At 72.2% G+C, this 26202-nt stretch carries 28 protein-coding genes; 16 read left to right on the forward strand and 12 right to left on the reverse strand.

Features of this window, described 5'->3' with window-relative positions:
* Nucleotides 1–326: 326 nt before the first annotated feature.
* Nucleotides 327–812: a pyridoxamine 5'-phosphate oxidase family protein gene (locus ACIRHA_RS00005; RefSeq protein ID WP_403838098.1), complete on the reverse strand. Its 486-nt coding sequence runs from the start codon at nucleotides 810–812 to the stop codon at nucleotides 327–329.
* Between the two features lie 159 nt (nucleotides 813–971).
* Between ACIRHA_RS00005 and ACIRHA_RS00010 the strand changes: the two genes are divergently transcribed.
* The gene (locus ACIRHA_RS00010) at nucleotides 972–1613 is read left to right on the forward strand and encodes a cysteine hydrolase (RefSeq protein ID WP_403838100.1); all 642 of its coding nucleotides are present in this window, start codon (nucleotides 972–974) and stop codon (nucleotides 1611–1613) included.
* 29 nt (nucleotides 1614–1642) lie between these two features.
* Here the strand turns inward: ACIRHA_RS00010 and ACIRHA_RS00015 are convergent, their stop codons facing one another.
* Entirely contained in the window at nucleotides 1643–2113 is a 471-nt protein-coding gene (locus ACIRHA_RS00015) for a Rieske (2Fe-2S) protein (RefSeq protein WP_403838102.1), read from the reverse strand.
* Between the two features lie 126 nt (nucleotides 2114–2239).
* On the opposite strand from ACIRHA_RS00015, the gene ACIRHA_RS00020 reads away from it, so the two are divergent.
* The 7 genes from ACIRHA_RS00020 (at nucleotide 2240) to ACIRHA_RS00050 (ending at nucleotide 8346) form a co-directional block, all read left to right on the forward strand.
* Nucleotides 2240–3049 (forward strand): HipA family kinase, encoded by an 810-nt coding sequence (locus tag ACIRHA_RS00020; protein ID WP_403838104.1) that lies wholly within the window; start codon nucleotides 2240–2242, stop codon nucleotides 3047–3049.
* Nucleotides 3046–3435 (forward strand): DUF3037 domain-containing protein, encoded by a 390-nt coding sequence (locus ACIRHA_RS00025; RefSeq protein ID WP_403838106.1) that lies wholly within the window; start codon nucleotides 3046–3048, stop codon nucleotides 3433–3435. Before ACIRHA_RS00020 ends, ACIRHA_RS00025 begins: the two co-directional genes overlap by 4 nt.
* Before the next feature lie 159 nt (nucleotides 3436–3594).
* Entirely contained in the window at nucleotides 3595–4356 is a 762-nt protein-coding gene (fabG, locus tag ACIRHA_RS00030) for a 3-oxoacyl-ACP reductase FabG (RefSeq protein WP_351342819.1), read from the forward strand.
* Nucleotides 4357–4373: 17 nt separating this feature from the next.
* Nucleotides 4374–5141: an SDR family oxidoreductase gene (locus tag ACIRHA_RS00035; RefSeq protein ID WP_403838108.1), complete on the forward strand. Its 768-nt coding sequence runs from the start codon at nucleotides 4374–4376 to the stop codon at nucleotides 5139–5141.
* Nucleotides 5142–5304: 163 nt separating this feature from the next.
* Complete coding sequence (locus tag ACIRHA_RS00040) at nucleotides 5305–6882, forward strand: ABC transporter substrate-binding protein (protein WP_403838110.1); 1578 nt, start codon at nucleotides 5305–5307, stop codon at nucleotides 6880–6882.
* 97 nt (nucleotides 6883–6979) lie between these two features.
* Complete coding sequence (gene ung, locus ACIRHA_RS00045) at nucleotides 6980–7663, forward strand: uracil-DNA glycosylase (RefSeq protein WP_403838112.1); 684 nt, start codon at nucleotides 6980–6982, stop codon at nucleotides 7661–7663.
* A 137-nt stretch (nucleotides 7664–7800) separates the two neighbouring features.
* Complete coding sequence (locus ACIRHA_RS00050) at nucleotides 7801–8346, forward strand: hypothetical protein (RefSeq protein ID WP_403838113.1); 546 nt, start codon at nucleotides 7801–7803, stop codon at nucleotides 8344–8346.
* A gap of 88 nt (nucleotides 8347–8434) precedes the next feature.
* Here the strand turns inward: ACIRHA_RS00050 and ACIRHA_RS00055 are convergent, their stop codons facing one another.
* A complete protein-coding gene (locus ACIRHA_RS00055; protein ID WP_403838115.1) occupies nucleotides 8435–9034 on the reverse strand; it encodes a TetR/AcrR family transcriptional regulator in 600 nt (199 codons plus the stop codon).
* 95 nt (nucleotides 9035–9129) lie between these two features.
* Between ACIRHA_RS00055 and ACIRHA_RS00060 the strand changes: the two genes are divergently transcribed.
* Together ACIRHA_RS00060 and ACIRHA_RS00065 are read left to right on the forward strand one after the other, a co-directional pair.
* Nucleotides 9130–10404, forward strand: a complete 1275-nt coding sequence (locus tag ACIRHA_RS00060) for an FAD-dependent monooxygenase (RefSeq protein ID WP_403838117.1) — start codon at nucleotides 9130–9132, stop codon at nucleotides 10402–10404.
* Nucleotides 10401–11303: a Gfo/Idh/MocA family protein gene (locus ACIRHA_RS00065; RefSeq protein WP_403838119.1), complete on the forward strand. Its 903-nt coding sequence runs from the start codon at nucleotides 10401–10403 to the stop codon at nucleotides 11301–11303. The genes ACIRHA_RS00060 and ACIRHA_RS00065 overlap by 4 nt, the downstream gene beginning before the upstream one ends.
* A 40-nt stretch (nucleotides 11304–11343) precedes the next feature.
* On the opposite strand, the gene lnt is transcribed toward ACIRHA_RS00065, so the two are convergent.
* Both lnt and ACIRHA_RS00075 read right to left on the reverse strand, forming a co-directional pair.
* On the reverse strand, nucleotides 11344–12897 hold the full coding sequence (gene lnt, locus ACIRHA_RS00070) for an apolipoprotein N-acyltransferase (protein WP_403838121.1): 1554 nt from the start codon (nucleotides 12895–12897) through the stop codon (nucleotides 11344–11346).
* Nucleotides 12898–13004: 107 nt separating this feature from the next.
* Nucleotides 13005–13481, reverse strand: a complete 477-nt coding sequence (locus ACIRHA_RS00075) for a nuclear transport factor 2 family protein (protein ID WP_403838123.1) — start codon at nucleotides 13479–13481, stop codon at nucleotides 13005–13007.
* Nucleotides 13482–13581: 100 nt separating this feature from the next.
* Here ACIRHA_RS00075 and ACIRHA_RS00080 point away from each other — a divergent pair, with 100 nt between their 5' ends.
* Nucleotides 13582–14250, forward strand: coding sequence for a maleylpyruvate isomerase N-terminal domain-containing protein (locus ACIRHA_RS00080; protein ID WP_403838124.1), 669 nt, complete (start codon nucleotides 13582–13584; stop codon nucleotides 14248–14250).
* 69 nt (nucleotides 14251–14319) lie between these two features.
* Nucleotides 14320–15060 (forward strand): SDR family oxidoreductase, encoded by a 741-nt coding sequence (locus tag ACIRHA_RS00085; protein WP_403838126.1) that lies wholly within the window; start codon nucleotides 14320–14322, stop codon nucleotides 15058–15060.
* Between the two features lie 42 nt (nucleotides 15061–15102).
* On the opposite strand, the gene ACIRHA_RS00090 is transcribed toward ACIRHA_RS00085, so the two are convergent.
* The gene (locus ACIRHA_RS00090; RefSeq protein WP_403842226.1) at nucleotides 15103–15252 is read right to left on the reverse strand and encodes a hypothetical protein; all 150 of its coding nucleotides are present in this window, start codon (nucleotides 15250–15252) and stop codon (nucleotides 15103–15105) included.
* A gap of 151 nt (nucleotides 15253–15403) precedes the next feature.
* Nucleotides 15404–16255, reverse strand: coding sequence for a helix-turn-helix transcriptional regulator (locus ACIRHA_RS00095; protein ID WP_403838128.1), 852 nt, complete (start codon nucleotides 16253–16255; stop codon nucleotides 15404–15406).
* 101 nt (nucleotides 16256–16356) lie between these two features.
* Here ACIRHA_RS00095 and ACIRHA_RS00100 point away from each other — a divergent pair, with 101 nt between their 5' ends.
* Entirely contained in the window at nucleotides 16357–17064 is a 708-nt protein-coding gene (locus ACIRHA_RS00100) for an SDR family NAD(P)-dependent oxidoreductase (protein ID WP_403838129.1), read from the forward strand.
* A 119-nt stretch (nucleotides 17065–17183) separates the two neighbouring features.
* Here the strand turns inward: ACIRHA_RS00100 and ACIRHA_RS00105 are convergent, their stop codons facing one another.
* The 3 genes from ACIRHA_RS00105 to ACIRHA_RS00115 form a co-directional block, all read right to left on the reverse strand.
* Nucleotides 17184–18104: an NADP-dependent oxidoreductase gene (locus ACIRHA_RS00105; RefSeq protein ID WP_403838131.1), complete on the reverse strand. Its 921-nt coding sequence runs from the start codon at nucleotides 18102–18104 to the stop codon at nucleotides 17184–17186.
* Nucleotides 18105–18203: 99 nt separating this feature from the next.
* Nucleotides 18204–19079, reverse strand: coding sequence for an undecaprenyl-diphosphate phosphatase (locus tag ACIRHA_RS00110; RefSeq protein ID WP_403838133.1), 876 nt, complete (start codon nucleotides 19077–19079; stop codon nucleotides 18204–18206).
* A 155-nt stretch (nucleotides 19080–19234) separates the two neighbouring features.
* Nucleotides 19235–20224 (reverse strand): ArsR/SmtB family transcription factor, encoded by a 990-nt coding sequence (locus tag ACIRHA_RS00115; protein ID WP_403838135.1) that lies wholly within the window; start codon nucleotides 20222–20224, stop codon nucleotides 19235–19237.
* 205 nt (nucleotides 20225–20429) lie between these two features.
* On the opposite strand from ACIRHA_RS00115, the gene ACIRHA_RS00120 reads away from it, so the two are divergent.
* Nucleotides 20430–21671: an MFS transporter gene (locus ACIRHA_RS00120; protein ID WP_403838137.1), complete on the forward strand. Its 1242-nt coding sequence runs from the start codon at nucleotides 20430–20432 to the stop codon at nucleotides 21669–21671.
* Here ACIRHA_RS00120 and ACIRHA_RS00125 read toward each other — a convergent pair.
* A complete protein-coding gene (locus ACIRHA_RS00125; RefSeq protein WP_403838139.1) occupies nucleotides 21601–22314 on the reverse strand; it encodes a TVP38/TMEM64 family protein in 714 nt (237 codons plus the stop codon). The genes ACIRHA_RS00120 and ACIRHA_RS00125 overlap by 71 nt on opposite strands.
* Nucleotides 22315–22758: 444 nt before the next feature.
* Here ACIRHA_RS00125 and tuf point away from each other — a divergent pair, with 444 nt between their 5' ends.
* Entirely contained in the window at nucleotides 22759–23940 is a 1182-nt protein-coding gene (gene tuf, locus ACIRHA_RS00130) for an elongation factor Tu (RefSeq protein ID WP_403838141.1), read from the forward strand.
* A 64-nt stretch (nucleotides 23941–24004) separates the two neighbouring features.
* Entirely contained in the window at nucleotides 24005–24871 is an 867-nt protein-coding gene (locus tag ACIRHA_RS00135; RefSeq protein ID WP_403838143.1) for a spermidine synthase, read from the forward strand.
* Here ACIRHA_RS00135 and ACIRHA_RS00140 read toward each other — a convergent pair.
* Entirely contained in the window at nucleotides 24858–26150 is a 1293-nt protein-coding gene (locus tag ACIRHA_RS00140) for an MFS transporter (protein WP_403838145.1), read from the reverse strand. The genes ACIRHA_RS00135 and ACIRHA_RS00140 overlap by 14 nt on opposite strands.
* Nucleotides 26151–26202: the final 52 nt, after the last annotated feature.

Raw genomic sequence — 26202 nt, forward strand, 5'->3', positions numbered from 1 at the left:
GCCCCGGGCCCCGCGCCTCGCGCGCCGGCGGGGCTGACAGACCGGGGCTCGGCCCCGGGCCCCGCGCCTCAATCGCCGGCGGGGCTGAAAGATCGGGGCTCTGCCCCGGGCCCCGCGCCTCAATCGCCGGCGGGGCTGAAAGATCGGGGCTCTGCCCCGGACCCCGCGCCTCAAACGCCGGCGAGGCTGGAATAGCTCAAGTGCCGGCGGGGCTGAAAAGGCTCAAGTGCCGGCGGGGCTGAAAAGGCTCAAGTGCCGGCGGGGCTGGAATAGCTCAAGTGTCGGCGGGGCTGGAAAGGCTCAAGTGTCGGCGGGGCTGGAAGAGCTCAAGCGTCGGCGGGGTTTTGCATGGCCATTTTCCGGAAGTCCCATGACGCGATCTTGTCCGGAGTGAGCCGTGCCCACGCGTGCCGGCCGTCGTAGACCATCTCGGTCAAGCCGAAGTTCTTGTGTGCGAACAGTCGCTCGGGGGCGTCGAGTTCGGGGCACGGCTCGCCGGTGCGCGGGACCTCCCCGACGAACTCGATGCGCCCGGACAGCTCGACCCCGCGCAGCTCCCCGTACTCCTCGCCCGCGTCGACGATGACCGCCACCCGGCCGTCGGCCCGCAGGTCGGCCCAGCGGCGGCTGCGGGACAGCGAGTACAGCCACAGCGATGTGCCGTCCCAGGCGAACCAGAGCGGGCTGACGTGCGGCGTGCCGTCCGCGGCCACCGTGGCGACGCGGCAGGTGCGCTGCTCGGCGAGGAACGCGTCGCGCTCCTCGGGCGTCATCATGATCTTCCGGCCGCGGCGCTGGGTGGCGGTGGTCATAGGGGCTCCCTTGTCCGGCATCCGAGGCACGCCCGCCCCGGCGCGCCTGACGTGACATCAGGAACGCAGCATGCGGCCTCTTCCCTGTGCACGCAATGGTGGCTACCCTCCAGCAGCCCGGAGAAGCAGCCGAAAATCCGTACGGGACAGGGGGCGGTCGTGCCGTCGCACGAGAAGCGAGAGAGGCTGGCCGGGCTGCTCGACCCGGCGAGCACCGTACTGCTGACCGTCGAGTGCCAGCAGGGTGTCGTGGGAGCCGACAGCGCCCTTCCCGAACTCGCCGAAGAGGCACGGTCGTCGGGGGCCCTCGCCAACGTGGCGCGACTGGTCGCCGCCGCCCACGAGAGCGGGGTCCAGGTCCTGCACGCCGTCGCGGAGCGGCGCCCGGACGGCCGCGGGGCCAGCCGCAACGCCCGCCTCTTCCGCGCGACCGAGCGGCTGCCCGTGAAGCAGCTCTCGGGCACCGACGCCGTACGCGTCGCCCCGCCCGTCGAGGTCGCGGACGAGGACCTCGTCGTACGCCGTCTGCACGGGCTCTCACCGATCGCCGGCACCGACGTGGATCCGCTGCTGCGCAATCTCGGCTGCCGCACGCTCGTCGTCACCGGTGTCTCCGCCAACGTAGCCATCCCGAACGCTGTGTTCGACGCCGTCAATCTCGGCTACACGGTGGTGGTGCCCCGGGACGCCATCGCGGGGGTGCCCGCCGACTACACCCCCGCGATGATCGACAACACGCTCGCCCTGGTCGCCACCGTGACGGCGACGCCGGACGTGCTCGACGCGTGGAAGCGCCGTTAGCGCTTGTCGTTCGGAACAGGCGCTAACGGCTACGCGAGCTCGATCGAGTCGCCGCTGACCTTGAGCTGCTTCTCCTCCAGCGGATGCGTGGCCGGAGGGTGCGCCACGCTGCCGTCCTTGATGGAGAACTTGCTGCCGTGGCACGGGCAGTCGATGGTGCCGCCCGCCACCTTGCTCACCTTGCATCCCGAGTGCGTACAGATGTTGGTGAACGCCTTGAACTCGCCCGAGGCCGGCTGTGTCACCACCACCCCCGCGTCCGCGAAGATCTTTCCACCGCCCTCCGGGATGTCCGAGGTCTTGGCGATCGCCTGGCCTTTCTTCTCGCTCTTCTTCTCGCCGCCGCCCGACGACGCGTTGCCCGCGGGCTGTGACGTGTCCTCGTCCGAGCTGCCGCACGCGCTCAGCGCCGCGGCGATCCCCGCGGCGCCGACCACCGAGACGACGGTCCGGCGCGACGGGACGTGGTTCGTGGGGGCGGGCTCCTGCGAAGCGGTCATGAGGTGAAGGTCCCTTCATCGGTGGGTCGGTTCGAGGGGACGTGCTGGATCCCGTGGGGGTTTTCCTGAGGTACGTACGGTGATCCCTGGACGTTCAACGCCATCCTGATCTCATAGCCTGGGCGCATGCTCACCGAAGTCACCGCGACCCGCTATGTCACCCCATTGAGGGAAGGCGGGTCGCTCCCCGGTCTCGTCGAGGCCGACGACCTCGCCTCGTACGTCATGAAGTTCACCGGCGCGGGACAGGGCCGCAAGACGCTCGTCGCCGAGGTGATCTGCGGCCAGTTGGCGCGCGCCCTCGGCTTTCGCGTGCCGGGGCTCGTCACGCTCGACCTGGACCCCGTGATCGGCCTTGGCGAGCCCGACCAGGAGGTGCAGGAGCTGCTCAAGCGCAGCGGCGGCACCAACCTCGGTATGCGGTTCCTGCCGAGGGCGCTCGGCTTCGACCCCCTCGCGTACGTCGTCGATCCGGTGGAGGCGGGCCGGATCGTCTGGTTCGACGCGCTGATCAACAACGTCGACCGGTCCTGGCGCAACCCCAACATGCTGGTCCAGAGCGGCGAGCTGTGGCTCATCGACCACGGCGCCAGCATGATCTGGCACCACAACTGGCGTGGCGCGCACGCGTGGGCGGACAAGCCCTACGACGCGAGCGACCACGCCCTCGCCCGCTTCGGACCCGAGGTGGGCGTGGCCGCGGCCGAGCTCGCGCCGCTCGTCACCGAGGAGCTGATCGCCGAGGCCGCCGCCGACGTGCCCGACGTATGGCTTGCGGACGAGCCCGGATTCGACACCCCGGACGCCGTGCGGCGCGCATACGTAGAGACGCTACGCGCGCGTGCCACCACGATTCACGAACGCGTCACGCTGCCCGCCGGTGGCGCACGGCCCGCCGGAACGCCCGGCTGGGTGACAGAGGGGGCAGTCCGATGAGTGAGACCGAGCGCCATGTCTTCGAGTACGCCCTGCTGCGCGTCGTGCCGAGCATCGAACGCGGGGAACAGATCAACGCCGGTGTCGTCGTGTACTGCCGCGCCAAGTCCTTCGTCACGGCCCTCACCCACCTCGACGAGAAGCGGCTGCTCGCGCTCGACCCCGAGGCGGACGTGACCGGCGTGCGCGCCGTGCTTGCCGCCGTCGAGCGGCACTGCCGCGGGGGAGACGACGCGGGCCAGGCGGCCGAGGACGACGCCGGGCGGCGCTACCGCTGGCTCGTCGCGCCGCGCTCGACCGTGGTGCAGCCCGGCCCCGTGCACACGGGGCTGACCGCGGACCCGGCCGCCGAGGCGGAACGCCTCCTGGCCCTGCTGGTGCGCTGAAGGCCCAGGCCGGGACAGGTTCTAGTGATCAGCGGCACCTGGTGGGCACGTTGACACCGGGTGTCAGGGCTTCTAGCGTCACACGCACAGGGTACTAAGCGGTTGCTCACCCGTCTCGGGTGCGGCGGCCGCACCTCTAGGGCGAGGAGACCGAAGAGCATGTCCACCACTGAGCAGCGCGTAGCGATCGTCACGGGAGCCGCGCGCGGCATCGGCGCCGCCACCGCGATCCGTCTGGCCGAAGAGGGCCGCGCCGTCGCCGTGATCGACCTCGACGAGGCCGCCTGCAAGGACACCGTCGAGAAGATCACCGCCGCCGGTGGCAAGGCCCTTGCCGTCGGCTGCGACGTCTCCGACGAGGCGCAGACCGAGGCCGCCGTCGCGCGCATCGCCGAGGAGCTCGGCGCCCCCACGATCCTCGTGAACAACGCGGGCGTGCTCCGCGACAACCTGCTGTTCAAGATGAGCGCCAACGACTGGGACACGGTCATGAACGTGCACCTGCGTGGTGCGTTCCTGATGTCCAAGGCCGTCCAGAAGCACATGGTGGACGCCAAGTTCGGCCGCATCGTGAACCTGTCGTCGTCCTCGGCGCTCGGCAACCGCGGCCAGGTCAACTACTCCGCCGCCAAGGCCGGTCTGCAGGGCTTCACGAAGACCCTCGCCAAGGAGCTCGGCAAGTTCGGCGTCACCGCCAACTCCGTCGCCCCGGGCTTCATCGTCACCGACATGACGGCGGCCACCGCCGAGCGCGTCGGTATGGGCTTCGAGGACTTCCAGGCCGCGGCCGCGACCCAGATCCCGGTGCAGCGCGTGGGCCGCCCGGAGGACATCGCCAACGCCATCGCCTTCTTCACCGGTGAGGCGGCCGGCTTCGTCTCGGGCCAGGTCATGTACGTGGCCGGCGGCCCGCTCAACTGAGGCCGGGGGATACGGACATGACCACTTCTGAACTCCCGGAGCCCTCCGGCAGGGTCGCGCTCATCACGGGCGCGAGCCGCGGCATCGGCTACGGCATCGCCGAGGCGCTGATCGCGCGTGGCGACCGCGTCTGCATCACCGGGCGCGGCGAGGACGCTCTCAAGGAGGCCGTCGAGGCCCTCGGCTCCGAGCGCGCCGTCTACGTAGCGGGCAAGGCGCACGACGAGGCGCACCAGGCCGCCGCCGTCGAGCGCACCATGGAGGCGTTCGGCCGCGTCGACTTCCTCGTCAACAACGCCGGTACGAACCCGGTGTTCGGCCCGATCGCCGAGCTCGACCTGAACGTGGCGCGCAAGGTCTTCGAGACCAACGTCGTCTCCGCGCTCGGCTTCGCGCAGCAGACGTGGAAGGCGTGGCAGAAGGAGAACGGCGGCGCGATCGTCAACATCACGTCCGTGGCGGGCATCTCCGCCTCGCCGTTCATCGGCGCGTACGGCATCAGCAAGGCCGCCATGGTCAACCTGACGCTCCAGCTGGCGCATGAGTTCGCGCCGGTGGTTCGGGTCAACTCGATCGCTCCGGCGGTCGTGAAGACCAAGTTCGCGACCGCGCTGTACGAGGGCCGGGAGGCCGAGGTCGCGGCCACGTACCCGATGGGCCGGCTCGGTGTGCCGGAGGACATCGGGGGCGCCGCCGCGTTCCTCACCTCCGAGCAGTCCGGCTGGATCACCGGACAGAACCTCGTGGTGGACGGCGGCAAGTTCCTCAACGCCGGCGTCGAATAGGTCCCCGGGGCCGGCCCGCCCCGAGGTGAGATTCCGGGCGTTGCGCGACAACGTTCCACAAAGGGTCCCGCTCGTGAAGTGCCCCGTCGTTTCAAGCAGTTGAACCGGCGGGGCGCTGCGATATTGTCTGCCGACCTGGCATGGCTGATCGAGGAGCGAGCGCGTGTTCAACCGGTTCCCTGCCCCTCGTGCGTGGGCGGCATTCGCGTCGATGACCCTGCTCACCGGGTGCGGTCTGATGAATTCGGGCGAGGATTCCGATGAGCGGCCCATCGCCGTGGGCACCACCAGTGTGCCGAGCACGCTGGACCCCGCGATGTCCTGGGACGGCTCGTGGGAGCTGTTCCGCAACGTCTACCAGACGCTGGTGTCGTTGCCCTCGGGCGCCGCCGAACCGCAGGCGGACGCGGCCGAGTGCCGGTTCGAGGACTCAGCCAACCGCGTCTACCACTGCGAGCTGCGGGAGGACATGAAGTTCTCCAACGGGGACGCGCTCGACGCGAAGGCCGTGAAGTACTCCATCGACCGGGTCCGCAGGGTCGGCGGGGGTGGCGGGCCGGCGGGGCTGCTGGGCAGCCTCGACCGCGTGGAAACGCAGGGTGATCGAGGCGTAACGTTCCGCCTCACCAAGCCGGACGCCACCTTCCCGTTCGTGCTCTCCACTCCCGCCATGTCGATCGTCGACCCCTCCGCGTATCCCGCGAAGTCCGCGCGCACGGACGGCAAGGTGACGGGTTCGGGGCCGTACGTGCTCAAGTCGTACGCCGACGGCAGCAAGGCCGAGCTCGTGCGCAACGACAACTACCAGGGCTTCGCGGACCGCAAGAACGACGCGGTGACGATCCGCTACTTCAAGACGTCGTCCGCGATGGTCGGCGCCCTGAGGGCGAAGAAGATCGACGCGACCTTCCGCGGTCTCGCGGCCGACGACATCGTGAAGCTCCAGGACAAGCAGGGCGCAGGCGACCTGCAACTCGTCGAGGGCGCGGGCATGGAGATCAGCTATCTGGTGTTCAACCCCAAGGACCCGTGGGCGGGCAAGAGCGCGGTGCGCCGGGCGGTCGCCCAGATCGTCGACCGCGGGGCGATCGCGGAGAAGGTGTACGCGAACACCGTGGAACCGCTGTACTCGATGGTCCCGAGGGGCCTCGCGGGCCACACCACCGACTACTTCGACGAGTTCAACGACCCGAGCTCCGCGAAGGCGGCCGGGATCCTCTCCAAGGCGGGCATCAACGCCCCCGTCCCGCTCACGCTCTGGTACGCATCGGACCGTTACGGCTCCGCGACCGCGCCCGAGTTCGCCGAGATCAAGAGGCAGTTGGAGGCGTCGAAGCTCTTCAAGGTCACGCTCAAGAGCCGTCCCTGGAAGTCGTTCGAGCAGGGGTACAAGAAGGGCGAGTACCCGGTGTTCGGGCGCGGCTGGTTCCCCGACTTCCCCGACGCGGACAACTTCATCGCGCCCTTCGTGGGCGAGAAGAACGCCCTGAGCACGCCGTACGTCTCGCCGGAGATCACCGACAAGCTGCTTCCGCTGTCCCGCAAGCAGAGCGACCGGGGCGTCGTGGTGCGGCAGTTCGAGCAGGCCCAGCACATCATGGTGCGGGACGCGCGGCTGCTGCCGCTGTGGCAGGGCAAGCAGTTCATCGCGGCGAGCGAGGAGATCTCGGGCGGCGAGCGGGCCCTCGACCCGTCGACGATCATGATGATGTGGGAGCTGCACCGCAAGACGAGCTGGTGACTGACCCCGTCCGTGCCGGGGCGGGCGTGGATTGTCAGTGGGCGCCGGTAGGTTTCTGGGTGTTGAAGCACAGGCCCGTACCCCGGAGGTTGTTGACGTGACCGACACCGCGATGCTGCCCGAGTCCTGGCGCGGCGTCCTCGGCGACGAACTGCAGAAGCCCTACTTCAAGGAGCTCACCGAGTTCGTCGAGGAGGAGCGCGCGAGAGGTCCCGTCTACCCGCCGCGTGAGCAGGTCTTCGCCGCGCTTGACGCGACGCCCTACGACAAGGTGAAGGTGCTCGTCCTCGGCCAGGACCCCTACCACGGCGAGGGGCAGGGGCACGGGCTGTGCTTCTCCGTGCGGCCCGGCGTGAAGACGCCGCCCTCGCTGCGCAACATCTACAAGGAGATGCAGGCCGAGCTCGGCACGCCGATCCCGGACAACGGATATCTGATGCCGTGGGCCGAGCAGGGCGTGCTGCTGCTCAACGCGGTGCTCACGGTGCGGGCCGGCGAGGCCAACTCGCACAAGGGCAAGGGCTGGGAGAAGTTCACGGACGCGGTGATCCGCGCCGTCGTCCAGCGGGCGGACCCGGCGGTGTTCGTGCTGTGGGGGAACTACGCGCAGAAGAAGCTGCCGCTCATCGACACCGGGCGGCACGCGGTGGTGAAGGGCGCACACCCCTCGCCGCTGTCGGCGCGGAAGTTCTTCGGCTCGCAGCCGTTCACGCAGATCAACGAGGCGATCGCCGCGCAGGGCCACCCGCCGATCGACTGGACCGTTCCGGACCTGGGCTGAGCCCGGAGCCCGGGCGGGCCCGGCTCGCGGGGAGCCGCGCCTGAGCCGGATTGTCAGTGCCGCCGGTTAGCGTCGTCGGATCGGACATCGTGGTCGGGCGCGCGGGGCGTGCCGGGCGGTCGGGCTTGGAGGAGACAGTGGCACAGCAGCGTGAGCAGGCGTCGGACGACGCCATGATGAGCCGCATCGGGCAGGCGGTCATGCTGCACCACGGCGGCGACCGGGAGGAGGCGCAGGAGCGCTTCCTCGGCCTGTGGGCGGAGATCGGGGAGGACGGCGACCCGCTGCACCGTTGCACGCTCGCGCACTACATGGCCGACACCCAGGACGAACCGTCGGACGAGCTGGCCTGGGACCTGCGTGCGTTGTCCGCCGCGGATTCCCTTACGCAGGAGCGGCTCGCGGAGCATGAGTCGTCGTTGGCCTTGCAGGCGTTCTATCCGTCGCTGCATCTGAACCTGGCGGCGGACTATGTGAAGTTGGACCGTCCTGGGGCGGCCCGCAGCCATTTGACGCGGGCGCGGGCGGCGGCGGGGGCGTTGGGGGATGACGGGTATGGGGAGGGGGTGCGGGCCGCCCTCGCGCGGCTCGAGGAGCGGGTGGGGTCGATGGGGGTGGGTGTGGTGGAGCCGGGGGAGGGTGGTGGTGGGGAGCCGTTGGGGCCGCCACGGAGTGGGGCGTAGACGTCTCGGGGCTCTGCCCCGGACCCCGCTGCTCAATCGCCGCAGGGGCTTGAATTGCTCGCCCGCCGCTGGAGCTTGAAAGGCCTGCTCAATCGGCGCAGGGGCTTGAATGGGGGAGCATTCCGTGGAGCAGCTCTGCGTAGCCGTCGTGGAGTTGCGTGAGGGTGGGGGGTGTTGTGTGGAAGGAGCCTGCGATGGACGAGAACATGATGCCTTCCGTCCATGCCACCAGGGACAGGGTGTGCCGCTCGGGGGAGCGTGAGCCCGCCGCTCGGAGCAGCTGGGTGAGAGGTTCGCGGAACTGGCGGCCCGTCTCGTCGAAGAAGGCGCGCAGCTCGGGCCTGCGGGTGGCCTCGAGGGCCAATTCGTAGCGGCAGACGAGCAGTTGCGGGTGGCGGGTGAGGTAGCGGTGCAGGGCGAGGGCCATGCCGTCGGTCAGGGAGGCGAGGCCGCCCGCGGGGTTCGGCAGTTCGTCGACCGACAGCACCCGGCCCTCGCGCACGGCGAGCCGCCGTACCGCCGTTTCCAGGAGGGCGAGTCGGGTGCGCGCGTGGTTGGAGGTCGAGCCCTGGGGCAGCCGCGCCGCCTCGTCGACCGCGCGGTGGGTCAGCCCGCGCATGCCGCGCTCCGCGAGCAGCTCCAGTGCGGCGTCGGCGATGCGGTCGGCCCGGGGGAGGGGGAGGTCCATGGCGGCAATCTACCGCGATCACTACAGGTGTAGTACCGTCGAGGCCTGAGTTCACTACAGGTGTAGTGGCCGTTCGCTGCGCCAGGGGAGGCGTCATGTCCCGACAGCCCCGTGCCGTCGTCGTCGGAGGCGGGATCGGCGGGCTCACCGCCGGGCTCGCGCTCCATCTGCGCGGCTGGCAGGTCACCGTTCTGGAGAGGGCGAGGGAGCTCAAGCCCGTCGGCGCGGGGATTTCCCTGGCGCCGAACTCGCAGCGCGCCCTCGACGTGGTCGGGCTGGGCGACGAGATCCGCTCGCTCGAGGCCTGGGAGGGCGACGGTGGGCTGCTCACGCCGGAGGGTCGCTGGCTCTCGCGGGTCAACCCGAAGCCGGCGGCCGAGCGCTTCGGCGGTTCCATCGTGCTGCTGCACCGCGCGACACTGATCGACAAGCTGGCGGAGCGGCTGCCCGCCGACGCCGTGCGCACCGCGTCCGAGGCGCGGCTCGCCGACCCCGGAGACCCGGACGACCCGGCGCGCCCCGCGCGCGTCACCACCCCGGAGGGCGACCTGGAGGCGGAACTCGTCGTCGGCGCCGACGGCATCAACTCCGCCGTGCGCGGCGCGCTGTTCCCCGAGCACCCCGGCACCGAGTACACCGGCTTCACCACCTGGCGCGTACTCGTGCCGCCGCTCGGCCGCCCCTTCACGCAAGCCGAGACCTGGGGGCCAGGGCAGCTCTGGGGCACCCACCCCTTCGCCGACGGCACGATCTACTCGTACGCGGCGGCCATGGCCCCCGCCGGGCAGCGGGCGCCGGGCGGTGACGAGAAGGCGGAACTCCTGCGCCGGTACGGCAGTTGGCACGACCCGATCCCGGCGATCCTCGACGCGGTCGAGCCCGGCCAGGTGCTGCGTCACGACGTCCACCAGATCGCCGAGCCGCTGCCGGCCTTTCACCGTGGCCGCGTCGCGCTGCTCGGCGACGCCGCGCACGCCATGGCGCCGACCCTCGGGCAGGGCGGCAACCAGGCCATCGAGGACGCGGTCGTCCTCGCCCACCATGCCGCGCCCGGCGCCCCGCTCGACCTGCCCGGCTACACGGCCGCACGGCTGCCGCGTACGACGATGATCGCGCGCAAGGCGATGACCGTCAGCCGGATCAACCTCACCGCGAACCGGCCCCTGATCGCCCTGCGCAACTCCGCGATCCGCGCCGTCGGCGCGCTCGGCCCGGGTTTCCTGCTGCGCGGCATGGACGGCATCGCGGACTGGTGCCCGCCCCAGCGGAAGACCGGTGTCAGTGCGTCCCCGTATGCTGCCCAGACCCGGAAGGGCCCCGGCACGGCAGCCCGGCCGTCGCAGGAACAGGACAGGAGCACACAGACGTGAAAGTCGGCGTCATCGGACTCGGAGACATCGCCAAGAAGGCGTACCTGCCGGTGCTCGGCGCGCAGCCCGCGCTCGAACTGCACCTGCAGACGCGGACGCCCGCGACCCTGACCGAGGTCGCGGACCAGCTCCGTGTGCCCGCCGCGCAGCGCCACGCCGACCTCGACTCGCTCCTCGCGCAGGACCTCGACGCGGCGTTCGTGCACGCGCCCACCGTCGCCCACCCGGAGATCGTCACGCGGCTCCTGGAGGCGGGCGTCGCGACGTACGTCGACAAGCCGCTCGCCTACGAACTCGCCGAGTCCGAGCGGCTCGTACGGCTCGCCGAGGAGCGCGGCGTGAGCCTCGCCGTCGGCTTCAACCGCCGTTACGCGCCCGGGTACGCGCAGTGCGTCGAGCATCCGCGCGAGCTGATCCTGATGCAGAAGAACCGCGCCGGGCTCCCCGAGGAGCCGCGGGCGATGGTCCTCGACGACTTCATCCACGTTGTCGACACGCTGCGCTTCCTCGCGCCGGGACCGGTCGAGGACGTGAGCGTGCGCGCACGCGTCCAGGGCGGCCTGCTTGAACACGTGGTGCTCCAGCTCGCGGGCGACGGGTTCACCGCGCTCGGCGTCATGAACCGGCTGAGCGGTTCCACCGAGGAGATCCTCGAGGTGTCGGGGCAGGACTCCAAGCGGCAGGTGCTGAACCTCTCCGATGTGGTCGATCACAAGGGGCAGCCCACGGTGCGGCGGCGCGGGGACTGGGTGCCGGTCGCTCGCCAGCGGGGTATCGAGCAGGCCGTGCTCGCGTTCCTGGACGCGGTGCGGGCGGGCAAGGTGGTGAGTGCGTGGGACGCGTTCGCGACGCACGAGTTGTGTGAGCGGGTCGTGCGGGAGGTTCAGCGGCGGGTGTGAGTCAGCGGGGCTCGAACGCATCGTTCAGGCGGCGACGGCGTTACGGATTCGGGGCTCTGCCCCGGACCCCGCTGCTCAATCGCCGCAGGGGCTTGATCGATGCCAGCACCACGAGCGTCGTGACCGCCCCGTGTATCGGCCAGGCGCCGAAGCGTACGTACAGGGTGGTGCCCTGGGCGGTTGGTGTGTCGTAGACGCGGGCCGTGCTCGCCGATGTGTCGAGCCAGGGACCGGCGCGTGTGCCGTCGGGGCCGTATACCGCTGAGACGCCGGTCAGCGTCGCGTGCACCATGGGGCGGCCGGTCTCCGCGGCTCGCAGCGCGGCGAGCGAGGCGTGCTGCTCGGGGGCCCAACTGTGCTGGAACGTCGACGTGGAGGACTGTGCGAGCAGCACCTGCGCCCCGTCCCGCGTCAGCTGCCGCGTCATGTCGGGGAACGCCGACTCGAAGCAGACCAGCGGCCCGACGCGCAGGGCCCGTTCACCGTGGCGCACGTCCATCACGACCTGCCGTGTGCCCCGCATCCGGTCCTCGCCCGCCGCCTTGCCGACCGAGGTGGCCCAGCCGAGGAGCCCGCGCGCGGGCACGTACTCGCCAAAGGGGACGAGGCGCATCTTGTCGTAGTGGTCGCCGGTGGGGCCGTTCCTGCCGACGAGCACGGAACTCTTGTATATCCCCTGGCCGGAGCCGTCGGCGGCGCGGCGCCGCGCGTCGACGTTGACGAGGATCTCCGAATCCACCTCGCGGGAGAGCGCGGCGAGCCGGCGGGCCAGGTCGGGGCGGCGCGGCAGGTCGTAGCCGACGCTGCTCTCGCCCCACACCACGAGGTCCACATCACGGTCCGCCAGCTGACGCGTCAGCCGCACCTCCCGGTCGAAGCGGGCCCTGATGCTGCCGTGACCGTCGACCACGCCCGGCTGCACCACCGCGATCCGCGCCCGCCCGTCCGGCTCGGGCCGCGGCGCCCACACCCACGCGACCCCGGTGACCGTGACCATCGCGACAAGCCCCGCCACCGCCGGAGCGCGGGCGCCGCGCGCGACGACGAGGAGCGTCACGCCGGTGTTCACGGCCACCACGAGCAGGCTGAGCAGCCAGACGCCGCCCACCGAAGCGAGCCGCAGCGCGGGCGTCACCTGCCACTGACTGGAGCCGAGCAGACCCCACGGACCGCCCAACCCCTCCCAGGAACGGACCAGTTCGACCATCAGCCATCCCGAAGGGACGGCGAGGAGTGCGGTCGCCGCCTGCCCCGGCGTCGGCCGGCCGCCCAGGAGGCGGCGCAGCAGCCAGCCCCACGGCGCCCACAACGCGCCGAGCAGCGCCGCGAGAACGAGCGTGAACACGTGCAGGCTCGGCAGCAGCCAGTGGTGCACCGCGAGCATGAACCCGAGCCCGCCGAGCCAGCCGTCGAGCGCCGCCCGGCGCGGCGTCCCTGCCGAGCGCGCGAGCAGCATCCACGGCACGAGCGCGACGTACGCGAACCACCACAGGGAGGGGGCCGGGAACGCGAGCGCGGGCAGGGCGCCCGCGGCGACCGCCGCGGCGCCGCGCCACCACCGTGACGTGTCGAGCCGCTGCCGCCACCCCTCCATGCGCCGCGCCTCCCGCCTCGTACTCGTACGGCCATCGCCTCGCGCCTCCAGTGTGCGCGCCGCCGACGATCAACGACAGTGGGCGCCGGGCGGGGTGGGGCGGCGGGTCAACTGCCCGCGGTGGCCCGCTGCGGGACGCGGCGCCACTTCTCATAGACCGTCACCCGGCGCAGCCGCCAACCGATGGGCGTCCGCACGAGGTCGAAGGCGTACCGGCCGCCGCAGATGAAGTCGGGGGCCGTCGAGTCGCCGTCGCCCGCGAAGCGCATGGGGTTGAAGTAGTCGGCCCTGACGCGGCCCGTGTCGCCGACGTCGCGGTCGACGGTGTCGAAGCGCACCCGCCGGTTCACGATCAGGTGCTGGCGCATCGGGAACAGCTCCATCGTCGTCGACAGCCACTGCGCGATCTCCGCGGCGGTGCCCTCCACTCCTCCCGCCTCCCGGTAGTCGGCGCGGCCCTCCGGTTCGAACAGAGCGCGGTACGCCGCCCAGTCGCCGTCGTCCACGGCCGCGGCGTAGTCCGTCACCAACTCGTCGACGGCGAGGCGGTCGAGGACGGTCGCCAGTTCCACACGCTGCGTCATCGGCTCAGTCTCGGGCCCCGGGCGCACGGAGCCAAGAGGCGTGCGCCGCCGGGCCGAAAACTCCTGGGGAGCCCGCCGCGTGCGCTGTTACGGTCGCGCCATGTCAGCTGATCCGAACACGCAACTCCCGGCCGGGACACCAGGGCCCGTCACGGCGGACGACGTGGCGCAGGCCGTCGAGCTCACGGTCGCCGCGCTGCGGACCGCTCCCGACGCCGACTGGAACGCCCCGGCGGGCTCGCTCGAGTGGACGTGCTGGGAGACCGGCGAGCACCTCGCCGACGACCTCTTCTTCTACGCGGCGCAGATCGGCTCGCTGCGCCCCCTGGCGGACGACTCTGTGCGCTGGGGTTACAGCCGGCGCCGCGCCGAAGGACCCGACAACACCATCACCGTCGAACTCGACGCGGGCCCTTCGGCGATGCTCGGTGCCCTGGAGGCGGGCGGCGGCATCCTCGCCGCGGTGGTGCGCACGACCCCGCCGACCGCCCGCGGCCACCACGTCTTCGGCGCCTCCGACCCCGAGGGCTTCGCCGCGATGGGCGTCGTCGAGACGCTGGTGCACGCGCACGACCTGGCGCTCGGGCTCGGTATCGCGTTCGAGCCGCCGGCCGACCTGTGCGCGCGCACGCTGCACCGCCTTTTCCCCGACGTCCCCGGTGACACCGAGCCCTGGGCGGCGCTGCTGTGGGCCACGGGCCGGGGCGACCTGGAGGGCAAGGAGCGGCGCGGGAAGTGGCGCTGGTACGGTGCGCCCGGCGCGACATGATCTTCGTCCGCGTGGCCACATCCCGGCCTGCCTGGCCAGGGGGCCCGCACTTCTGACCGGGAGGCCCCCTTGAACCGCCCCATCACGCTCGTCACCGGCGGCAGCCGGGGCATCGGCGCCGCCACGTCCGTGCGTCTCGCGCGGGAAGGCCACGACGTCGCGCTGTCCTTCGTGAGCGACAAGGACGCCGCCGAGCGCACCGCCGAGGCCGTGCGCGCGGCGGGCGCCCGCTGCGCCGTCGTACGGGCCGACACCTCGCAAGAGGGCGACGTGGAGCGGATGTTCGACGAGGTGGGTGCCCAACTCGGGCCGCTCACCGGGCTGGTGAACAACGCGGGCGTCACCGCACCGGTCGGCCCGTTCGTCGAGGCGCGCACCGAGGACTTCCGCCGCGTTCTCGACGTCAACGTCCTCGGTGTCCTGCTGTGCTGCCGCCGCGCCGCGCGCGACATGACGGAGGCGGGCGCGGGCGCCATCGTGAACGTGTCCTCCGGGGCCGCCACCCTCGGCAGCCCCGGCCAGTACGTGCACTACGCCGCGTCCAAGGCGGCCGTGGACACGATCACCCTCGGGCTCGCCAAGGAACTCGGCCCGGTGGGCGTGCGGGTCAACGGCGTCGCGCCCGGCATCGTCGACACCGAGATCCACGTCACCAGCGGCACGCCCGACATCGCGTGGGAAGCGGCGCCCGGCATTCCGCTGCGGCGTCCGGGGGCGGCGGAGGAGATCGCGGCGGCGATCGCCTGGCTGCTGTCATCGGACGCGTCGTACGCGACGGGGACCGTGGTACGGGTGGCGGGGGGCCGCTGAGCGGACCGGGGGTGTGGAGGCGGTCAGGGGTGTGGAGGCGGTTCAGGCCGCTTCCACGATCTCCGCGCGCACCGCGGCCGCCCACTCCGTGACCAGCAGCGCGTACTCGGCGCGCTGCTCTCCGGTGAGCCGGCCTCCGGTGCGCAGCCACAATCCGCGGATCTGCTCGTTGACTTCCGCGGCAGACCGCACAGGACAAGAATTGACGGGCGGCATGTGCCAAAGGCTACGTGCGGGCCGCCTGGATGGGAACCCTGTGCGAGCGTTACTGAGCACCAAGTGACCAATGCTGTAAAGGAGTTGCGGGGCGCCAGGTCACGCGGCCCTCGTCACGTGTGCCAGGTCACGCGCCGACCGGCGTCGGCAGCGTCGTCGTGGCGAGCAGCGTCAGGCGGTCCGCGTCCGCGGTGCCGGGCTCGGCCGTGTAGAGCATGACGCGCAGATCGTCGCCCGCCACCGTGAGAATGTCGCAGTCCAGCGTCAGCGGGCCGATATCCGGGTGGTCGACCGTCTTGCGCGCGGCGGCGTGCCGGCCGACCACGCCCGAGTCCCACAGCTCGGCGAAGCGCGGGCTGCGCGTGCGGAGTTCGTCGACGAGCGTGTGCAGCCGCGGGTCCAGCGGGTAACGGCTCGCGGTCGTACGCAGGTCCGACACCAGGGCCGTCTCCATGGCCTGCCGCTCATCGGGGGTCTGACGGACCCGGCTCGTCGGCCCGAGGAACGTCCACCACACGCCGTTGCGCCCGTGCCCGCCCCACTCGGGCCGCTCGCCGAGCAGCGCGGTGTACAGCGGGTTCGCGAGCAGCAGCGTCCACGCCGCGTCGAACACGGCGGCCGGTGTCCCGGACAGCCGGTCGAGGAGCCGCCGCACGCTGGGGGTGAGCCGGCCCGGCACCGTCTCGAGCCCCGGCGGCGCGAGGCCCGCGAGGCGGAAGAGGTGCTCACGCTCGTTGTCCGTCAGCCGCAGCGCGCGGGCCAGAGCCTCCACGACCTGGTCGGAGGGGTGGGTGGCGCGGCCCTGTTCGAGCCGGGTGACGTAGTCCGCCGAGATCCCCGCGAGCAGCGCCAGCTCCTCGCGGCGCAGCCCCGCGGTCCGCCGCGGCCCCACGGAGGCGATCCCCGCGGCTCCCGGCGGTACCCGGTCCCGCCAGCGCCGCACCGTGTCCCCGAAAGCGCCGAGCTCCGCATGTGCCATGCCACCACTGTGCCCCGTCCGGGCCGGATCTTCCTGGTATCGCCGTTCCCAGGAAGACGGGACGGCTGGTTGCGGGGCCGCTCCGGGCGCAGCCTGGACGCATGACCACCACACTGATCACCGGCGCCAACAAGGGCCTAGGCCGCGAAACCGCCCGTCAGCTCATCGCAGCAGGTCACACCGTCTACGTCGGCGCCCGCGACCCCGAGCGCGGCCGCCGGGCCGCCGAGGAACTCGGTGCGCGGCACGTCGTCATCGACATCACCGACGACGCCTCCGTCGCGGCCGCCGCGAAGACGATCGAGGACGAGGGCGGCCTCGACGTACTGATCAACAACGCCGGTATCGAGGGCCGCACCGACGGCAACGGCATCGTGCTCCCGGCCGACGAGACCGTCGACACCCTGCGCCCGCTGTTCGAGACGAACGTCTTCGGCACCGTCCGCGTCACCTACGCGTTCCTGCCCCTGCTGCGCCGCTCCGCCGCCCCCGTCGTCGTCAACGTCAGCAGCGGCCTGGCCTCGCTGGCCGGCGCCACCGACGCCGGGAACCCGGCGGCCGCCTACCCGGGCCTCGCCTACCCGGCCTCCAAGACCGCCGTGAACATGCTGACCGTGCAGTACGCGAAGGCGTTCCCGGAGATCCGGATCAACGCCGTCGAGCCCGGCTTCACCAGGACCGACCTGAATGGCAACACGGGCGTCCAGACCGTCGAGCAGGGCGCCGAGATCATCGTCCGGATGGCGCGGGTCGGCGGGGACGGGCCGACGGGGACGTATGTCTCCGCGGAGGGACCCTTGCCCTGGTGACGGTCTGCCCTCACCAAGCCCCTGCGGCTATTGAGCAGCGGCGCCGTGGTCAAGGCCTCGGGGCTCCGCCCCGGACCCCGCTGCTCAATCGCCGCAGGGGCTCAATGGGCCGAACTTGGCTACGGCCGGAGCACGAGTTTGCCGTGGGTGTGGCGCCGCTCCAACTCGCGGAAGGCGTCCCGCACTTGCTCCAGCGGGTAGCCGCGGGCGATCGGCACCTCCAGCTCTCCGCGCGCGGCCAGCCGGGCCAGCTCCCCGAGGACGACCGCGCTCGCCGCCGCGCCCTCGCCGTACGTCCGGGCGCCGACCCGGCCCGCGACCGCCCAGTCGCGAATGGTGTTGACGCGCTCGGGCCGCACCCCCAACTCCACGGCGAGCTCGACATATCCGGTGCCGAACGTGTCGATGAACGCGTCGACGCCCCGGTCGCCGGCGGCCTCCCGGATCCGCTCCCGCACCCCGTCCCCGTACGCGACCGGGACCACGCCCTTCTCCTTCAGCCAGCCGTGATTCGGCTCGCTCGCGAGGCCGATGACGGTGACGCCGTGGCGCCGCGCGAGCTGCACGGCGATCGACCCGACGCCGCCCGCCGCGCCGGACACCACGACCGAGTCGCCGGGGCGGAGGTCCACGGCCCACACGCAGGCGTACGCGGTGGCTCCGGCGACGTACAGGGATCCGGCCACGTCCCAGGAGAGCCCGGCGGGCCGGTGCACGAGGTTCACGTCGTCGACGACGACATACTCGGCGTGGCTGGCCCGCCGGTGCGTGAACCCGGCGACCTCGTCGCCGACCGCGAAGTCCCGTACGTGCGAACCGACTTCCACGACGACTCCGGCCAGATCGCTGCCCTGCCCGGACGGGAACGTGGCGGGCCACCGCTCGTGGAGGAATCCCGTCCGGATGCTCACCTCACCGGGCTGGATCCCGGCCGCCCGCACCTCGACCAGGACCTGGTCGGCCGCCGGTACGGGCCGCGGCACGTCCTCGACCCGCAGCACATCGATCCCGCCGTACTCGTGAAACCGCACCGCTCGCATCCCGCGTCCACCCGTCCGAATCGGCCCAACTGTGATGTGGGGCGCAACACTTGGGGCGCTGGGTCTCTTCCCGGGGGCCGTCCCTTTTTCTGGGCCCGCTCACCCCGCCGATTGCGCGGCATGCGGGCTGAGGACGCCCACGCTCACCAGGATGAACAGCGCGATGCCGAGGATGATCCGGTAGTACACGAACGGCATGAAGCTGCGCGTCGAGATGAACTTCATCAACCAGGCGATCACCGCGTAGCCGACGCCGAAGGCGATCAGCGTGGCGAAGACCGTCGGCCCCCAGGAGACGTGGCCGCCCTCGCTCGCGTCCTTCAGCTCGAAGACGCCGGAGGCCAGGACCGCCGGGATCGCCAGGAGGAAGGAGTAGCGGGCCGCGGACTCGCGGGTGTAGCCGAGGAACAGGCCGCCGCTGATGGTGGCGCCCGAGCGGGAGACGCCCGGGACGAGGGCGAGCGCCTGGCACAGGCCGTAGATCAGGCCGTCCTTGACCGAGAGGTCCTTGAGCTCCTTGCGGGTGTGGGCCACGCGGTGCCGGCCGCCCGTCTCGTCGCGGGCCGCGAGCCGGTCGGCGATGCCGAGGACGACGCCCATGACGATCAGCGTCGTCGCGGTGAGCCGCAGATCGCGGAACGGGCCCTCGATCTGGTCCTTGAACGTCACGCCGAGCACCCCGATCGGGATCGAGCCGACGATCACCAGCCAGCCCATCTGCGCGTCGTGGTCGCCCCGCCTCGTCCTGTCGGTGAGGGACTTGAACCACGCCGAGACGATCCGCGCGATGTCCTTGCGGAAGTAGATGACGACCGCGGTCTCGGTGCCGAGCTGGGTGATCGCCGTGAAGGCGGCGCCGGGATCGTGCCAGCCCGCGAACGCGGCCGTGAGACGCAGGTGGGCGCTCGACGAGATCGGCAGGAACTCCGTGAGCCCCTGGACGAGTCCGAGGATGAATGATTCGAACCAGGACATGAGGTGGGTACGCGATCCAGGTGCTCGGCGGAACCTGCCGCGAACGCGGGCCAGGCGGGGCTGTGCGCACAACCGTCGCTTCAGCCCCGGGTGTTCGCGTGGGCAGAGTAGCGTTCGAAGGTGAAGGGAACACCACAGGGGAGTGAGCGAGAGGTTTACCGGCCCGGCTGCTGGGCCTCCAGGAGCGCGTCCCCCGTCGCCGTACGGAAGTAGAGCACCGAGCGGCCCGACCTGCGCCGCTGTACGAGGCCGGCCTCGTACAGCACCTTCAGATGGCGGCCCACCGAGCCGAGGCCCTGGCCGGTCAGGGCCACCAACTGGCTCGTCGTCAGCGGCTGTTCCAGGAGGACGAGGACCTGGGCGCGGGCCGTGCCGAGCAGCGCCGCGAGTCCGCCGGGCGGCACCGCCCTGTCCGCGTCCGCGAGGGCGCCCGCGCACGGGTAGACCACGGCGTACCGGTCGACCGTGGGGTCCGGTTCCGGCCATGACACCCAGCCCTGCTTCGGGGTGACCGGGACGAACAGGAGCCGCGTGCCGGCGATGTTCCGTGGCGGGTGGTCGTGGGCGTTGATCCGCAGCCGGCCCTCGCCGAGCCAGCCCATCGTGGGCCGCATCCCGCCGAACGCCGCCGCCCAGCCGCCCCGCGTCAACTCCCTGGTCCGGGCGAGGACATCGGCCTCGATGATCCGGCGGCGGCGCGGCCACTCGGGCAGCACCGTCTCCCGCCACACCCATGCGAGCAGCGCCGCCGCGCGCTCCGCGAGGTCGTCGGCGTGGGTGAGCGCGCCCGGCAGCGGACCCGGCGAGGAGACGGCGAGGTCGGCGCGGACCACCTCCGGTGGTGTGGCGCGGATCCGTGCGAGGCCGTCGGCCAGGTCGTCCTCGCGGACGCCGTCCGGCGTGGGCGTCATGAAGTCCGCGATCCACCGCGCCCCGAACGCGGCGTCCAGCAGCAGCCCCGTCGTCGGCTCGGCCGCGAGCCGCGCGCGGTAGCCGGGCAGGTGGGTGTCCAGCCAGCGCCGCTCGCCGGGGTGCGCGGCGACGGGAGCGGCGAGCTTCTTCAGGCTCGCGGTCGCCTCGGCCAGCCGCGACACGACGAACCGGCTCCCCGCGAGGGTGTCGGCGTCGACCTGCCAGATCCCCATGACTCCACCCCTCCCCGCACCACCGAAGCCGCCCCGGCCCCCGCGCCTGCGACGCCCGCCGGGGCTCGCGGCCGTCGTGGCTCCGATTGCACCGGTGTGCTGTCGGTATCGCGTCACCGCCCCGCGGGCCGCCACGCCCCGCACCTCGTTTCGCCGGTGCGCGAAAGATTAACGTCCGCCACGCGGGGGCCCGCAGCCTCCACTCATGAACACCTACCGGGACCTGTTCCGCACGCCCGAATTCCCCTCGCTCTTCGCCACCGTCTCGCTCCAGATCGCCGGGCAGACGGTCAGTGGATTCGCGCTCGGCTCGCTCGTGTACGCCTCCACCGGGTCGCCGCTGCTGTCCGCGCTCGCGATGTTCGGGCCCTCGCTGGCCCAGGTCGTCGGCGCGCTCACGCTGCTGTCCGCGGCGGACCGGGTGCCGCCGCGCGCGGCCCTCGTCGGGCTCGCGCTGTTCCTCGGCCTGGCCACGGCGGCGCAGGCGACGCCCGGTCTTCCGACGGCGGCGGCCCTCGCGCTCGTCCTCGTCCAGGGCGTGCCCGCCGCGCTCGGCGGCGGCGTCCGCTACGGCCTGCTCACCGACATCCTCGCCCGCGACGGCTATCTGCTCGGCCGGTCGGTGCTCAACATGAGCGCCGGCGTCTGCCAGATCCTCGGGTACGCGCTGGGCGGCCTGCTCGTCGCCGTGCTGTCGCCGCGCGGCACGCTCCTCGTCGCCGCCGGGCTCTACGCGTTCGCCGCGCTGGTCGCGCGCTGCGGACTGGCCCGACGCCCGGCGCGCGCCGCCGGGCGGCCGTCCCTGCGGGAGACCATGCGCGGCAACGCCGCCCTGTGGTCCTCCGTCCCGCGCCGCTACGTATATCTCGCCCTGTGGGTGCCCAACGGGCTCATCGTCGGCTGCGAGGCCCTCTTCGTCCCGTACGACCCCCGGCACGCGGGCGTACTGCTCGCGAGCGCCGCCCTGGGCATGCTCGCCGGGGACATCCTCACCGGCCGCTTCCTGCCGCCCCGGTGGCGGGCCCGGCTCGCCGCGCCGCTGCGGCTGCTGCTCGCCGTCCCGTACCTGGCCTTCGCGCTGCACCCCGCCCTGCCGTTCGCCGTGGCGGCGGTCGCCCTCGCCTCCGTCGGCTTCTCGGCGAGCCTGCTGCTGCAGGAACGGCTGGTGGCGCTGACGCCGGAGAGCCTGAGCGGGCACGCCCTCGGCCTGCACACCGCGGGCATGCTGACCACGCAGGGCGTGGGAGCGGTGCTCGCGGGCGCACTGGCCCAGGCGACCTCGCCCGCGACCGCGATGACCGTGCTCGCCATGGCCTCCGTCGCGGTGACGCTGCGTCTCGGTAGGGGGCTCAGCGGTGGACTCAAGGGCGGGCCCGTCAGTCCGACGTCTGCTTCCGCAGCTGATGACGCTTGCACCACGCCACGACCGCGCCCGCGCACCCCGTGACCACGATGAAGCCCATCGCGATCAGGAAGATGGGGGACGTCGGCGTCGAGGCGCGGGCGCCCGCCACCACGTACGCCGCCGTGTTCGGGATCGAGCCGAGCGCCGTGGCGAGGAGGAACGGGACGATGCTCATCTTCGAGATCGACGCGCAGTAGTTCGCCGCCCAGAACGGGATGCCGGGGAAGAGCCGCGCCGCGAGCATCGACCGGAAGGCGTGCTCGCTGAGCTGCCCGTCCGCCGCCTTCAGCCAGCGCCCGCGCAGCAGCGGCCGCAGTGCGTCCTGGCCGAGCAGCCGGCCGAGCAGGAAGGCGAGCCCGGCCCCGAGGACCGTCCCGCCGAGCGCGCCGAGCAGCCCCAGCTGGGAGCCGAACAGGGCGCCCGCCGCCAGGTTGAGCAGCGGTCTCGGGACGAACGCGACCGTGCACACTCCGTACGCCACCGCGAACAGGACGACCGCCGCCGCCCCGTTCACCTGCGGCGGCCAGCCCTGCGTGATCAGCTGCTGCGGCTCGAAGAGCAGCACGCACGTCGCGCCCGCGGCCAGCAGCAGCACCAGCAGCGAAAGCCGCGACCAGGGCGACAGCACGGCCTGGCCCAGGCGGGCGGCGAACCCGGTGGGCCGGGCGGGAACGGTCTCGAACATCCGGGGAGACTAACGGACCCCCACATAAGATCGCCGTAGGTTGTGTCTCACTTTCTCGACTCTTGCCCCAGTTGCGATGAGCGTCACATGAGCGTCACCGCGCCGCCGCCGAGCGTTCTGGCGGACACCCTCCGCGCGAGGCCCTGAAGAACGTGGGCGGACAACTCCCGCTCGGGGCGCGGAAAATCGTTCGACGCCGGGCGCCGCGTCGGAGAAGATCTGCCACATGTTCCGGCACGCCTTCCACGCAGCTACGTCCGCGGTCGCGGACGCAGCTCTGGCTGCCGTTCTCCTGACCGCCGCCGCAGCTGACGGCGCGCGAAGCTGACCCTCTCCGGACATTCCGGCGGACCCCGCAGGGGGAGGGTCGGTCCGGTTCAGGGGTCCCCGCCTCCCGCTTGGAGGCCAGTGCTTCTCTGAAGTTCCCGAAGGGACCTCATCGCCATGCCCAAGACGGCATACGTGCGCACCAAGCCGCACCTCAACATCGGCACCATGGGCCACGTCGACCACGGCAAGACCACCCTCACCGCCGCCATCACCAAGGTCCTCGCCGAGCGCGGCGCCGGCACGTTCGTCCCGTTCGACCGGATCGACAAGGCGCCCGAGGAGGCGCAGCGCGGCATCACCATCAACATCGCGCACGTCGAGTACGAGACCGACACCCGGCACTACGCGCACGTGGACATGCCGGGCCACGCCGACTACGTCAAGAACATGGTCACGGGCGCCGCCCAGCTCGACGGGGCGATCCTCGTCGTCTCCGCGCTCGACGGGATCATGCCGCAGACCGCCGAGCACGTGCTGCTCGCCCGGCAGGTCGGCGTCGACCACATCGTCGTCGCGATCAACAAGGCGGACGCGGGCGACGAGGAGCTCACCGACCTCGTCGAGCTGGAGGTGCGCGAGTTGCTGTCCGCGCACGGGTACGGGGGCGACGCCGTGCCCGTCGTACGGGTCTCCGGGCTCAAGGCCCTTGAGGGGGACCCGCGGTGGACGGCGTCGATCGAGGCGCTGCTCGACGCGGTGGACACGTACGTCCCGATGCCGGAGCGGTACGTGGACGCGCCGTTCCTGCTGTCCGTCGAGAACGTGATGACCATCAGCGGACGCGGCACGGTGGTGACCGGCGCGGTCGAGCGGGGCCGTGTGCGGGTCGGTGACCGGGTGCGGGTCTACGGGGCCGAGTCCCTCAAGGAAGGGGAGACCGTCGTCACCGGCGTCGAGACCTTCGGCAAGCCGATGGAGGAGGCGCAGGCGGGGGACAACGTGGCGCTGCTGCTCCGCGGTGTGCCGCGCGACGCGGTGCGGCGCGGGCACATCGTCGCCGAGCCCGGCACCGTCAAGCCCGCGCGGCGCTTCACCGCGCAGGTGTACGTGCTGTCGGCGGCGGAGGGCGGACGTTCCGCGCCCGTCGCCACCGGGTACCGGCCGCAGTTCTACCTGCGCACCGCGGATGTCGTCGGGGACGTCGACCTCGGGGAGGTGGCCGTCGCGCGGCCGGGCGACACCGTCGGCATGACGGTCGAGCTGGGGCGGGACGTCCCCCTGGAAGCGGGTCTCGGGTTCGCGATCCGTGAGGGCGGGCGGACCGTGGGGGCGGGGACGGTGACGTCCGTGGAGTGACCAAATACGACCCCGCTGTCGGACGGCAGGCAGCGGGGTCCGGGGCGGAGCCCCGTGTCCGACAATGGGAGGCGTGAACGCACCCGACCCCGACCCGATACCCGTCACCCGCGACGTCGACCACGGCACCGCCAAGCTGCTGCCCGACGTCGACCGGCGGCGGGCCTGGTTGCTCACGGTGGACGGCTCGCCCCAGTCGTACGTCGACCTGGACGAGCCCGCCCACCTGGAGTTCGAGTACACGCGCCGGCTCGGCCACGTCCTCGACTGCCTCGGCGACGAAGGCGCGCCGCTCGATGTGCTGCACCTGGGCGGCGGCGCGCTGACCCTGCCGCGGTACGTCGCCGCCACCCGGCCCGGCTCCCGGCAGGACGTCGTCGAGGCCGACCGGGGACTGCTCGCGCTGGTCGCCGAACATCTGCCGGTGCCGGACGGCACGGGCATCGTGGTGCACGGCGGCGACGCGCGGGCCTGGCTGGAGACGGCGCCCGAGGCCTGCGTGGACGTGCTCGTGGGGGACGTGTTCGGCGGCTCCCGGGTGCCCGCGCACCTGACGACCCTGGCGTACGCGCGTCACGCGGCGCGGGTGCTGCGGCCCGGCGGTACGTACGCGGCGAATCTCGCGGACGGTGCGCCCTTCACGTTCCTGCGGTCCCAACTGGCCACGTTCGCCGCCGTGTTCCCGCATGTCGCGCTCGTCGCCGAGCCGGCGGTGCTGCGGGGGAGGCGGTTCGGCAATGCCGTGCTGCTCGCCTCCCGCGAAGAGCTGGAGGTGGCGGAGCTGGCCCGGCGCACCGCCCGCGACGCGTTCCCCGCGCGGGTGGAGCACGGTTCCGCGCTGCGCCGCTTCGTGGGCGACGCGAAACCGGTGGCCGACGCGGACGCCGTGCCGTCGCCGGAGCCGCCGGGAGGCTCGTTCAGCGTGGGGTGACCGGGTCCGGTGCGGGGCTCCCGGAGGCCTTGGGCTCCGTCGGCTCGCGCCGCCGCAGGTGCCGTACGTCCGGCACGAACAGCACCGCCGTCGTCGCCACGACGACGAGCGCCGCGCACCCCCACAGCGAGGCCGTCCGCCCGAAGGCCGCCTCCGCCGGACCGGCGAGCGCGGTGGCCAGCGGCACCATCGCCACCGAGCCGAACCAGTCGTAGGCCGAGACCCGGGAGAGTTTCTCCTCGGGAATCTCCTGGTGCAGCGCGGTGATCCAGGAGACGCCGAAGATCTCGATGGTGACGCCGCTGACGAACATCACGGCGATCAGCCAGCCGAGCGGCACGGGCACCGCGAGCGCCGCCGACGGCAGGGCGAGCGAGAAGACGGAGAGCGTCGCCGCGAACAGCAGCCGCCTCGGCTTCCACCGCATCATCAGCAGTCCGCCGAGGATCGTGCCCACGCCGAACGCGCCGAGCGCGATGCCCCAGGGCCCCGCCCCGCCCAGATCGTCGCGCGCCACCAGCGGCCCGAACACCGACTCGGCCGCGCCCACCACGGCGACCACGACCGCGAACTGGGCGACGATCGTCCACAGCCACGGCCGGCCGATGACTTCACGCCACCCGTCCCGCATGTCGGCGAGCAGCCCGCCGCCCGGCTCCCGCGGCGGTATGTCCCGCACCTGGAGGAACATCCGCAGCGCCCCGGCGACCAGGAACGCCACCGCGTCCACGGCGAGCACCCAGCCGGGCCCGAACGCCGCGACCAACGCCCCGCCGAGCGCGGCGCCGCCCACCCCTGCCCCGGACATTCCCATCCGGAACAGGGCGAAGGCGCGGCTGGCCTGCTCGCCGGAGACGGAGGCCATCAGCATGCCCTCGGCCGCCGGGTTGAAGAAGGCCTGCCCCATGCCGCCGAGCGCGCTGAGCGCCATCATCTGCCACAGCTTCGGATCGCCCTGGAGGACGAGCAGCGCGAACGCGCCCTGGGAGAGGAAGTTGAGGGCGTTCGCCGCGACCATCACGTGGTGTCGCGGCAGCCGGTCGGCGACCGCGCCGCCGACGAGCAGGAAGACCACCAGGAACAGGGTGCGGGCCGCGGCCACCAGGCCCACGTCGCCGCCGTCGCCACCCGCGTCGAGCACGGCGAACGCCGAGGCGATCAGTGCGCCGTGCGCCCCCAGTGTCGTGACGACCGCCGAGACGGAGAGCAGCGTGTAGTTCCGTCCGGCCCACGCGGGGCGCAGGCGTGGCGGCTTCGGGTCGGGGGCGGCAGAGGTCACTGAGGGACTATCGCCGCCATGCCGCTGAATCGACAAACCGCTTCCCCGGACA

Source organism: Streptomyces sp. NPDC102360 (assembly GCF_044766085.1).
Lineage (GTDB): Bacteria > Actinomycetota > Actinomycetes > Streptomycetales > Streptomycetaceae > Streptomyces.

What these genes read in the sequence shown, in the direction of transcription:
- ACIRHA_RS00005 (WP_403838098.1), bottom strand. Translation starts at nt 812, where the DNA reads ATGACCACCGCCACCCAGCGCCGCGGCCGGAAGATCATGATGACGCCC.
- ACIRHA_RS00015 (WP_403838102.1), bottom strand. Translation starts at nt 2,113, where the DNA reads ATGACCGCTTCGCAGGAGCCCGCCCCCACGAACCACGTCCCGTCGCGC.
- ACIRHA_RS00020 (WP_403838104.1), top strand. Translation starts at nt 2,240, where the DNA reads ATGCTCACCGAAGTCACCGCGACCCGCTATGTCACCCCATTGAGGGAA.
- ACIRHA_RS00025 (WP_403838106.1), top strand. Translation starts at nt 3,046, where the DNA reads ATGAGTGAGACCGAGCGCCATGTCTTCGAGTACGCCCTGCTGCGCGTC.
- fabG (WP_351342819.1), top strand. Translation starts at nt 3,595, where the DNA reads ATGTCCACCACTGAGCAGCGCGTAGCGATCGTCACGGGAGCCGCGCGC.
- ACIRHA_RS00035 (WP_403838108.1), top strand. Translation starts at nt 4,374, where the DNA reads ATGACCACTTCTGAACTCCCGGAGCCCTCCGGCAGGGTCGCGCTCATC.
- ACIRHA_RS00055 (WP_403838115.1), bottom strand. Translation starts at nt 9,034, where the DNA reads ATGGACCTCCCCCTCCCCCGGGCCGACCGCATCGCCGACGCCGCACTG.
- ACIRHA_RS00060 (WP_403838117.1), top strand. Translation starts at nt 9,130, where the DNA reads ATGTCCCGACAGCCCCGTGCCGTCGTCGTCGGAGGCGGGATCGGCGGG.
- lnt (WP_403838121.1), bottom strand. Translation starts at nt 12,897, where the DNA reads ATGGAGGGGTGGCGGCAGCGGCTCGACACGTCACGGTGGTGGCGCGGC.
- ACIRHA_RS00075 (WP_403838123.1), bottom strand. Translation starts at nt 13,481, where the DNA reads ATGACGCAGCGTGTGGAACTGGCGACCGTCCTCGACCGCCTCGCCGTC.
- ACIRHA_RS00080 (WP_403838124.1), top strand. Translation starts at nt 13,582, where the DNA reads ATGTCAGCTGATCCGAACACGCAACTCCCGGCCGGGACACCAGGGCCC.
- ACIRHA_RS00095 (WP_403838128.1), bottom strand. Translation starts at nt 16,255, where the DNA reads ATGGCACATGCGGAGCTCGGCGCTTTCGGGGACACGGTGCGGCGCTGG.
- ACIRHA_RS00100 (WP_403838129.1), top strand. Translation starts at nt 16,357, where the DNA reads ATGACCACCACACTGATCACCGGCGCCAACAAGGGCCTAGGCCGCGAA.
- ACIRHA_RS00105 (WP_403838131.1), bottom strand. Translation starts at nt 18,104, where the DNA reads ATGCGAGCGGTGCGGTTTCACGAGTACGGCGGGATCGATGTGCTGCGG.
- ACIRHA_RS00110 (WP_403838133.1), bottom strand. Translation starts at nt 19,079, where the DNA reads ATGTCCTGGTTCGAATCATTCATCCTCGGACTCGTCCAGGGGCTCACG.
- ACIRHA_RS00115 (WP_403838135.1), bottom strand. Translation starts at nt 20,224, where the DNA reads ATGGGGATCTGGCAGGTCGACGCCGACACCCTCGCGGGGAGCCGGTTC.
- ACIRHA_RS00120 (WP_403838137.1), top strand. Translation starts at nt 20,430, where the DNA reads ATGAACACCTACCGGGACCTGTTCCGCACGCCCGAATTCCCCTCGCTC.
- ACIRHA_RS00125 (WP_403838139.1), bottom strand. Translation starts at nt 22,314, where the DNA reads ATGTTCGAGACCGTTCCCGCCCGGCCCACCGGGTTCGCCGCCCGCCTG.
- tuf (WP_403838141.1), top strand. Translation starts at nt 22,759, where the DNA reads ATGCCCAAGACGGCATACGTGCGCACCAAGCCGCACCTCAACATCGGC.
- ACIRHA_RS00135 (WP_403838143.1), top strand. Translation starts at nt 24,005, where the DNA reads ATGGGAGGCGTGAACGCACCCGACCCCGACCCGATACCCGTCACCCGC.